The 11,078-nt window shown below is 39.9% G+C and carries 4 protein-coding genes; 1 reads left to right on the plus strand and 3 read right to left on the minus strand.

The window, feature by feature from the left end; translation table 11 throughout:
* The 3 genes from AC1DRQ_RS26490 to AC1DRQ_RS26500 all read right to left on the minus strand — a co-directional run.
* A partial coding sequence (locus tag AC1DRQ_RS26490) for an OmpL47-type beta-barrel domain-containing protein (RefSeq protein WP_477428375.1) occupies positions 1-2,287 on the minus strand: 2,287 nt, incomplete at its 3' end.
* A 148-nt stretch (positions 2,288-2,435) separates the two neighbouring features.
* The gene (locus AC1DRQ_RS26495; protein ID WP_477428377.1) at positions 2,436-5,267 is read right to left on the minus strand and encodes a PQQ-dependent sugar dehydrogenase; all 2,832 of its coding nucleotides are present in this window, start codon (positions 5,265-5,267) and stop codon (positions 2,436-2,438) included.
* A 45-nt stretch (positions 5,268-5,312) separates the two neighbouring features.
* Positions 5,313-9,674, minus strand: coding sequence for an Ig-like domain-containing protein (locus tag AC1DRQ_RS26500; RefSeq protein WP_477428379.1), 4,362 nt, complete (start codon positions 9,672-9,674; stop codon positions 5,313-5,315).
* A 640-nt stretch (positions 9,675-10,314) separates the two neighbouring features.
* Here AC1DRQ_RS26500 and AC1DRQ_RS26505 point away from each other — a divergent pair.
* Entirely contained in the window at positions 10,315-10,836 is a 522-nt protein-coding gene (locus AC1DRQ_RS26505; RefSeq protein WP_429401383.1) for a UpxY family transcription antiterminator, read from the plus strand.
* Positions 10,837-11,078: the final 242 nt, after the last annotated feature.

The raw sequence follows: 11,078 nt of genomic DNA on the forward strand, positions 1-11,078 counted from the left end.
CTGCCGAACAGCACCCATGATAGGCAGCCATTTGACGAACGGTTACTGGCTTACTTGGATCGGCCCTAACAAAAAAGGCTGCATCTACTTCACTTGAATTGGGTACACGGGTTGTACCATCAATATTACCATCATCATGCCCATAACCCGTAGCTGTCTTAAAACCAAATGCAGGTATTATCTGACTTGCATAAGGTTCATTAGTGCCTTCGCCGGCAATTTGCCAAATTCCACTAAGTACAACTTTTTTTACGGGAGATATACTGTCGTTACTGGCAATTGTTAGGGTATCGGTAAATACTTTGATTCTTGAGGCGGCATTTTTAGCCCTAAACTGAATAGTTACATCTACAAATGCTCCCGGGTTTATCCCTATAGGCACTGCCCCTGTGGTATCTGTGTTTACAGACACTATTTTCCATGCTGTGGGATTAGATAAAGTTAACTTGCTTAAGTTCAACTTTCCCGTCCCTTTATTATTTATCCTAAGCTTTATTTTATCATGATTAGCATTATATGGGGTTGTGTCAGGGCTCGTTCTTCGCCATGGGGTTTGAATCAATGAGAAAACCAGGCGGTCATCTGAAGGAAAGGCATCCGGATTTTTTAAAACCATATACGCTCCGCTTGCTGTTTGTGTAGCTATACTAAAAATATAATCACTGGTTATTATTTGGTTATTATTTGCATCAACTGCCTTTACTTTCAGGCTGTAATTACCCGGAGTATTAATAATAAATGGTGCTGTATAATTAATATATGCACCATTATTTATAGCGTATTGAAGCGAGGCAAGACCAGAACCACCAAGATCGTTCGCGGTAATGAATATCTGCACCTGATCGTTATAAACTCCAGCCGATTTAAGTGAGCCCGATAACCTGGCACTTGCAGTTGGAATGGTAACATCCGTAACCGTAACAGCCGGACTAAAGGTTAAGTAGTTCATCTTGGTATTAATCCCACCGGTAGCACTAATGGTTAATTTCCCATCGGTTACCTGCACTGTTGATATTGCCGATCTGTATTTTTGTTGTGAAGAAGGTATAAAATCGCTTATAGTTGGCAGTCCCTCCACATTTATTTGATGATTACTATCATAATAGCCATCATCGCCAGTGCTTACTGTTACTCTGTATGGCCCATTTGCCACTGCATATTCCCAGGTCCCTGGCTTTTGGTTGTTAGCTGTAGCTTGCATTTGTACCAGCGAGCGTAGTTTTGCATCGCCAGTACCGGCGCGGATACGCATATTGGCCTGAAGATCTACCGGTTGTTTAGAAACAGGATCTATCCAGCCATATTCCCGGGTTGCATCAAATGGTAAACCTATATCTCCGGTGTAACCGGTTGGTACGGGAGAGCCGCTGGGTAAAAAATCTATATTTACACTTTGAGATACAGGAATATCAGTAGCTGTAATCGAAAAATCGTCAAAATTATAAGTAACAGCAGTTGAGGCATTACGGTATGTAGCCGATATGCCAGTGTAGGCTGTACTACCGGTTAGGCCCATGCCCGCTATGCTAAGTCTTGTTGACGTATAACCAACACCTGTACTGGTATAATTTACACCATCAATTGAATAAAAACCTTCGGCTGTGTTAGTTGCAGGATCAATTACCAGGCGCAGGCTCACCGTTTGGGTATTAAGCCCGCTGATTACCGCGGTTATACGCTGATCGGGATTGGCGGTTCCGGCTACAGCGCTGGATACATCGTTCAGTTCCTTCCTCAACTCTACCTTATTTCCGCTTATATTTAACTTAACATATGTTTTATCATTTAATCCATACCATATACCAGCCTGCTGCGACAGCGTACCATTAGCGGGATTAATCACCTTGACATCTATCTGCAGCTTTTTATCCGTGGCTACCTTTACACCAAGTATGTTCAACTGGTTATTATTGGTCAAAAAATCTATCCCTTTGTTGCTCACCAGCTGAAGCCGGCCACCGGTCAACGTAATTTTAGATGGTTCATAACCAGGCACAAGACTGTTAGACGGCTGGCCATCAACAGCTAATCTTGTACCTGAATAATTATTTACTGTGGTAAAACCTGTTCCCTGTCCGTTCTTATCTGTTATGGTGTTGCTTACGGCGGTATTGAACGATAAATTATAGGGCAAAGTTACCTGCAATGATGTGCAGGGAAGGGTACTTAATGGGCTGCAGCCATCCTGCGCATAAACGGAATTACAACACACACTTAAAAGTGCCAATATCAAATTTGTTTTGCACAGCTTTACTAAACCCAATCCTGGGTAATTGATGTTTTTCATAACAGTCTTTTTAAAATTGTTGAGGGGGACGGTAATTTTTCTATAAACCGTTAAAAGCAGGTTAATTTCTGACAGAAAAGGAACTAAGGAGAAACTTACTGATTGATTACAGCATCGCGTTTTATAGATATAGATTCATATCACTTGTTTAATAATGTTTTGAAATTGAAACCTTTGCGGTAGTGTGATCCTCAGATTTTTTATTTACTCTTAAAAGGGTAATTTGAGATATCAGGTTTGGATTTTCATTCCAGTTAAATTCACTGATGTATAAATTTCCGTTCGTAACATCTTCTGTAATATCAAGTGGGTTAGCAAACCCGGCCATTCCCTCCAATCCATAATTACTGGCACCGGTAGCCGTGTGTACAATATCATATAAATGTTCATCCTGAATATGGATGTTGCCATGGTCTTTAACACCAGATCCGGGCTCCAAAACCATGATGTCTCCCCCCCCGCTAAACCGGCAAACCAATAGTTTTCCTTTTAAAGCACCATGAAAGGCATTGCTTTTATACTCAATAACACCATTTGGCGATTTATTAAAACCAAAATCAAAAGCGGCGCCGCGGTAATTTACATCGGGCTTGGTATTAACCGGATAAACAGGGTTATCGCTATACCCTCTGTTGATAACATATTCGCCTCTAAGTGGATTGGGGTGCCCAAAAAAGCCTACCGGTTTGTTAGGGTTTATTCTAAACAACCAATCATGCTGAACCGGTACATTCATTGTTGAAATGATGTCAGGGCCGTTATAATAGGTTCTGTTTGGCCTTCGCGTGCCTTTAACAGATGCGGGTGAATTGCCCCCACCTCCTGATCCATTTGCAGGAACATACAGCTGCCCGTTGCTATGCCACACCATGTCATAGGCATTACGAATGCCGGACGCGTAGATGGTAAGCGGGGAATTTATGCTGTATGGATTATACGTACCATCGGGTAATTTTAACGAAGTGGCCGAAGCATGGTTAATTAAATTTTGATCGGCACTGGTTTGTACATTAAGGGGGAGCTTTATTTTATCCAGTTTTTTATTATCAAGCCGTAGTATGGCGCCAGCTAATAATGTTTCATCCCGTTGCCATCCCTTGTCATACTTCCCGGCGGAGCTATTACTTCCAACAGATATATACAAAGCACTGTCGGGTCCAAATGCCATACCATTAACCATATGATCTCTTGTTGACCTGGGCAATTTGGTAATAATCAGTTGTTCGTTCTGCAGGTTATCACCACTTAATCTGGATATATTACCATCAAATATTGGTGCGGAAACCAAACCTGATGATGAAAATGAAACCCATGCGATGAGGTTATGCGCGGTTGATTTGATATCAAAAGTTAAACCTATTGCGGTTGTTTCCCCGTGTTTTTTTACGAGTGTATTAATAACCTGCATATTCTCCAGCATTCCGCGGCTGTGGTCAACATCAAATCTTTCTATACTGCCATCTATTTTTAACGCGTAAAACTTGCCATCGGGGCCAAAAGTTAAAGAAGTGTATTTTTTATTTTGTGTTCCCGGAATTGATATTTTCGTAAACGCCGCCTTTAGGGTATTGCTTGAATCTGCCTGTGCTACTCCTGTAGAAAAAGTTGTTTCAAATGGTAAAAATGAAGCGCCGCTGTATGTTTTTACACCATCGGTTATTATAAATTTATATATGGTATTAGCCTCAAGTGACCTTAATGGCGAAAAGCTTATCGCATCCCCTCCGCCGGTCCCCTGAACACTCCCTTGCACATATGAGATCTCGCCATTACTGATCTTTAATAATTTAACCGTTTTACTGTTTATTGTACCATTATCAACCCCGCCTTTAAAGCCCTTTACAGCAGGTACAAACAGGTTATTGGCTGCTATTGTCAAATTATTAATGATCCGGGCACCGTTAACCGGGTTTGATGATATTACATATGGCGACCTATGATCAACCACCCTTAATTCAAGATTTATCACTGCGCTGGTAAATCCATCAGCAAACACCCGGATGGTTGCTATATAATTGCCTACCGGCAATTTTTTTGCAAACGAATAGTCTAAATTCAGTAATGTATCTTTGGCCGATTTTCCTGGCAAAAACCTTATCCAGTTTTTGTACGCACCTGCATATGACGCTTTTACAACATAGGCTATATCGCTTTTCAATGAATTATTAAGCCTTAAGGTGCATGTTTTTGTATCATTACTGGTATTTTCAATCAGTAAATTTTGGGTACTTGCTGATAGGTATACATAAGGTGTTATGGTAACAGGCTCAATTTCAACATAACAAATTTTTGTGTTAGTACCACCGTCAGCATCAAGCGTTAAGAAACCATCGCTTACCGTTACAGTTACTGTGGCTGTTTTGAACCTGCCGGGGCTTCTGATTCGCCCTAACGGCAAAAAGTTTGATATCGCTTTAACCCCTTCAACATTGATACAATTATTCTCATAAGCCTTACCCACCTCTCCATCACCTGCGGCAACAGTAACTTTGTATACACCGTTAAGTAATTTTATTTCCCAGTACCCCTCAGTTTTTTCTCCGTTAAATTTTCCGTACAAAAAAGAATTGATTTGATTGGCTTGCATATGCACAAAAGTTGAAAGCAAAACGTCTTCAGGTTCTGTGCGTGCCCTCGCGTTCCCCCTGAGATCAACCGGCTTACCATCCTCCCGTTTTTTCCATCCATACTGAAGCTGTGCACCTTCATAAATACCTGGCCGGTATCCAAATGACCCGCCGGTATCTTTTAGCCATCCAGGCGGCGGACTTGTTTTATCATCTTGAAAATTTATCTTAACGGATTCTATCACCGGAACTTCGGCCAAACCAAGTAACGCTTCTGAAATTTCTTTATGCCTATGAGTAGATGCTTTAATGATTGTTTTATAATTAGCCCAAACAAAGAATACCAGAGCGCAAAATAAAATAGTGTATAAATAAATTCTTCTGTTAATGTTTTTTAAGAAAGTATTACCCATTTTGTACATCTAAGAAGTTAATAATATCGTGTCCCGGCATCAGTTTTAATTAAAACTATTTACAATAATCTTTGCATACTTAACTCCAGTTAAATAAACCGCCCTAACGATATAGTATTTATTTTTATCCGGCTTAATGTCAAATCGGGTATCCATTTGCCCCTGTGAATTTGTTACCTGTTCAATAGTTTTAAGTTTTTTACCATCCATAGTATATAGGGAAATAGTAACCGTTTCATGTACTTTAAAATTTCTCAGTTTTATATAAAGCGGTCCTCCACCATTGGGGTTAGGATAAGCTTGTAAAACACGGCCGTCATTTTTCTGATCTTTTACTTCTTTTTTTTCGCCTGCACCTTTTACTATGGAGTCTATCCGGGGGGTGTTATTGATGGCTACTTCTTTGATAGTGTCCTCCACGCTTGTAACCTTAAGCCTGGCCTGTAAAGCTTTATTAGTTGATGATCGTAAAAGTATTTTAAAAGATAATGAACTGTTTTTTTTCAATACTAACGGAGCTTTTTTATCAGGCAATGGTATATCGGCTATTTTAAATTTTGAAGCATCAGGGCCATAAATACCAATATCTTTTACCTTCAATACTCCATCGCCTTTGTTGCTTAATGTTACTTCATACTCCTTGTCCTGGTATTCATTGGCCTGGGTTTTCGGTACTGCCGTAACCGCAAGCATTGCTGGGGCAGGTGAAGACGCTGCAACCTTTAAAAGTGTAATTTGCGCCACAAGATTTGGGTTATCGTTCCAGTTATACTCAATTACATATAAATTGCCGTTAGTAACATCTTCCACAATATCCAGCGGATTAGCAAATCCCGACATTCCAACCAGGCCGCTGTTTCCAGAACCTGTAGTAACTTTTACAATATCATAAATATGATCATCATTGCCTGGATAAGTTGTTTGCACTAATGAACCGGGTTCCATGACAACAATATCCCCCCCGCCGCTAAATCTGCAAACCAATAATTTTCCCTTTAACGCGTTGTTAAAAGTGGCGCTTTTATATTCTAATGAGCCGTTTGGCGAGTTATTTAATCCAAAACTGTATGCAGGGCGGTAACGCGCATCTGCCACCACTGAGGGCGAATACAGCGGGTTATCAGCAAATCCCCTGTTTATCACATATTCCCCCCTTAACGGATTAGGGTGGCCATAATAACCTACCGGTTTAGCCGGGTTAACCCTAAACAGCCAATCATTTTGAACTTGTACACCTATTGTAGCAGGTATAAGCGGGCCATTATAAAATGCACCATCAGGCCGGCGTGTACCATTTACTGAAGCAGGAGAATTACCCCCGCCGCCAGATCCGTTGGTTGGAAGATACAGCTGACCGTTGGAATGCCAAACCAGATCATAAGCATTACGAACACCCGAAGCATAAATAGTTAATGGTGAATTGCTGCCATAAGGATTATAGGTACCATCGCTCATTGTTGCTGCAACTGCCGGTGCATTATTTATGATACTTTGATTAGAGCTGGTTTGAACATTCAGCGGTAAAGTTAATCCATTGAGCTTATTGGGGTCCAGGCGTAAAACGGTACCTGAAAGCAAACTTTCGGCCCTTTGCCAATCGTTATCGAACGAGCCAGCTGAGCTATTACTCCCCTGGCAAATATAAAGCGCACCATCGGGGCCAAAAGCCAATCCGTTAACCATATGATCACGGGTAGAACGCGGAAGTTTGGTTATTATTAATTGCTCGTCCTGCAAACTGTCGCCTTGTAAAAGTGAAATATTACCATCAAATGCCGGTGCCGTGGTAAGTCCCGACGAGGAGTGTGATACCAACAAAATTACATTTGATGTTGTTGATCGTGGATCAACAGTTAAACCTATAGCAGAACGTGTCCCATATTTGTTAATAAGGGTTCTTATCGTTTTATCTATGGTAAGCGTACCATTAGCATGGTTAATATTGTACCTTTCAATTGTTCCGTCAAGCCTCAAAGCATAAAACTTATCGTCGGGTCCGATTTTTAAAGAACAATATTTTTTGTTTTGTGTACCGGGAACAGGAACTTTGGTGAATTGAGCATTAAGAAGAGCAGATGAATCAATTTGTGCTGCTTTAGTAGTAAAAGTAGCTTCATAAGGTGCAAAAGCAGCACCAGCATATGACTTTACACCTGATGTAATAACAAATTTGTAAATAGTATTAGGCAGCAAGCTTGATGAGGGGGAAAAACTTATGGCATCTCCGCCGCCGGTTCCTTGCACTATACCGGGTACAAGCGTTAAGACAGCATCTTCCTGTTTGTATAATTTTACTGTTGTGTTTGTAATAGTACTGTTATCAACACCTCCCTGGAAGCCGGCTACAACAGGTACGTGCAAATTATTAGCTGCTATACTGACTGTGCCAAGGTCAACATCTACAGCTCCGTTTTGTGGGGTTGACGAAATAACATATGGTTTTAAACTATCAACAACACTTATTTGTATTGGAAATACTGCACTTGTAAATTGGCCCGATGTTGCTTTTACCGTAGCTTTATAAAGGCCCAGGGGTAAATTTTTAGCTGTTGTATAATTAAACCCTACGTTGGGCTGTACCCCTGTTTGTGTGGCGTTAAAACTTAACCATCCAGTAGCTCCACTTGCATAAGTTACTGTAACATTATATGTTGCTGCCAAATTATTTGAACTGCCTAAAGACACCGAAAACGAGTTGGTTGCCGATGTTCCTGCTTTAATAAGCAAATTTTGATTACTCACAGCCCAATATAAATAAGGACTTAAGGAAACCGGAACAATGCTGGCAAAATTGAGTTTGGTATTGGTACCTCCGTCGGCATTAACTGTCAGATACTCGTTGGCTACTGTTACCCTTGTTGTTGCCGATTTAAAACGACCTATACTGCCCTGTTTACCGCTTGGTATAAAATGATTTATCGAGTTTACTCCTTCAATGTTAATGGTATGACTTTCAGGTGCCGAGTTAACTAAAGCATCTCCAACTGATACGGTTACATCATACACCCCGTTGGGTACTTTTGTTTCCCAATAACCTTCAGTTTTTACCCCGTTAAATGTGCCGCTAATTGTATTAGCCTGCATATGTATCAAAGTAGCCAGTAAAACATCTTCGGGAGTATTGCGGTTACGCGTGTTTGCAGTTAAGTTGAGCGGACTCGCATCAGATCTTTTTCTCCAACCGAACTCCAATCCGCTTCCCTGGTATAATCCCGTTCTTGGGCCAAAGGGTTGCCCATAATCTTTCATATAACCCAAAGGAGGTACGGTTTGCGCATCCTGAAAGTTAATCTTGGCGGTTTGTTGCCTTATGGCATCTATAATATTAAGGTTAACTAACAATGTGGCTGGCTGATATCCGGGTGCGGAACAAGTAATTATCGCCTGATAATTCCCTGCATTAGTAGTAGAATCTATAATATTTGAGTTAAATATTATAGTGTCAGTTGGGTTTTGAGGTAAGTTCAACCAATCGGCATTTGTTTTTGATAGCGTAAAAGCCGGATGCCCCTGACTTGATTGGATGTAAACAGACTGTGGTATAACATGGCTCCCCTTTATTAAGGTAAATTTTAACGTGCTTTGTGAAAAGGCCAGTGTTTTTAAAGCGGGTTCAAGATTGGATATTGCAAAATCATCAAAATTATAAGTTATAGCTGTGGATCCATTACGGTAACTTGCATATATACCTGCATAAGCTGTGCTATCGGTTAAGCCCATCCCTGCTATATTAACTCCCTTCAAAGTATAGCTGGTCCCGGTACTGGTGTAGTTTACACCATCTGTTGAATAAAAACCCTCTGCTGTATGCGCTGTCGAGTCGATCACTAAACGCAGTGTTACCGTTTTGGTATTAAGCCCGCTTATTACAGCTGTTATACGCTGATCAGGGTTGGCATTCCCGGTTCCGCCGCTTGACACATCATTAAGCTCCCTCCTTAACTCCACCTTATTACCGCTTATATTTAGCTTTACATAGGTTTTATCGTTTAAACCATACCATAAGCCTGCCTGTTGTGACTGTGTGMCATTATAGGGATTTATTACTTTTACCTCTAACTGCAGCTTTTTAACTGTGCTTATCTTTACCCCAAGAACATTCAATTGATTATTGCTGGTCAGAAAATCGATCCCTTTATTACTCACCAGCTGCAGGCGACCGGCGGTCACCGTTATTTTTGATCGTTCATAACCAGGCACCTGGGTATTAGATGGCTGCCCATCTGCCGCTAACCTTACACCCGAATAATTATTTACTGTTTTAAAACCCGTTCCTAACCCATTTTTATCGGTTATGCTATTGCTTACGCCCGCATTAAATGACAAGTTATACGGTAAATTAACCTTTATTGCATTGCAGGGTAACGTACTCACATGATCGCAGGTATCAAATTTTGAGTATGCCATCTCTTTCCAGTAACGAGCGTGCGCAATACTACTGATCCCTAATGTGTTTAAACAAAACAATAATATAATTCTAAGTGTCAAAGTTTTGGCCATAATACATATAGTCAACCGTAAATTTGAGGGAACCAGTAATGAAAGATCTTCGGAATGAAACAGTAATTCGTAGCATTCCCCATGAATAAACCAGGTCTGTCAGACCCGAATGTTACAGCTTAAATCTTGAATATGCTTCGCTCTTTCACTTACATAGCAAGCGTCATGGCAAATAAAATATCGCTTATTGTTAGTCACAAGTTTAATTATTCTGGGCTAAAAAAGCCCCTTTGTTAGGATACTTGTCCAGTAATTGTGTAATAGTGAGAAAAAAAATACGATGCCGCCTATTGCGATCTAACCGCCCTCAATAATTCGTTGTGGATTATATTTAACATAAAAGAGCCATAACTGTGCAAAAAAACACCCGGGCTTTACAGGTTTTCACAAATTGGTACACAACCTTATCATAGTCCGAAATCATGCCTTCTTTTGGTTTAATTTAGAATAATCAATGTTAGAGGACATTTTTTAACATTTAAAAGAGAGGCAAAAAGGATTTAGAAGACAAAATCAATAAATACTATGTCTATTTAATAAGCTACTCATGAAAAAAAATGAAAAAAACTGGATGGTTCTTTATACGCGATCGAGGTGGGAAAAAAAAGTTGATCAATTATTAAAGGAGCAAAATTTTAATTCTTTTTGCCCCCTTGTTAAAACAAGCAAGCAATGGGTTGACAGACATAAAATAATTGAAGTGCCGCTCTTTCGTTCATATCTCTTTGTTCAGGCAGGCCAATGGGAGCAGTCCCGAATTATGCAAACCTCCGGAATAGTGAATTTTATATCCAGTGGTGGTAAGCCGGCTACAATTAAGGATGCAGAAATTGAACGAATAAAGTTGATTGTAAAACAGTATGCAGATATTGAAGCTATTTCTTTAGAAAATATTAATGTTGGAGATATGGTGAAAGTTATCAATGGCCCGCTTTTAAATCATAAAGGAGAAATAGCTCAGATACAGGGAAGATCGGTTGTTATGGTTATTGATAATATCAATTGTGCTCTTACCGTAAAAATAAATCAGCGGGAGCTTTCTCATACAAATCAGCCATTGCTTTCTTAAAAAATGCAATAAGGCTTTTACATGTTTAACACATTGAACTTATAATTCAAAAGATTATAATTTATCAAAACCACTAAGAACTCGTTCAAACTATAGATAAATTGATTATGGATAAACATTATGGTCAAATAGTTGAGTTAATTGTCAGAAAAAATGGCTTTAGTATTAGCGAGCTCGCGCGCATAACTCATATGAACAGGAGGTCTGTATATAACTGGTTTAATCAAAAATATTTAAAAAAG

The sequence above is a fragment of the Mucilaginibacter sp. P4_E8 genome (assembly GCF_056401495.1).

Coding starts and splice junctions, on each gene's coding strand:
- AC1DRQ_RS26495 (WP_477428377.1), bottom strand. CDS start 5,267: ATGGGTAATACTTTCTTAAAAAACATTAACAGAAGAATTTATTTATAC.
- AC1DRQ_RS26505 (WP_429401383.1), top strand. CDS start 10,315: ATGAAAAAAAATGAAAAAAACTGGATGGTTCTTTATACGCGATCGAGG.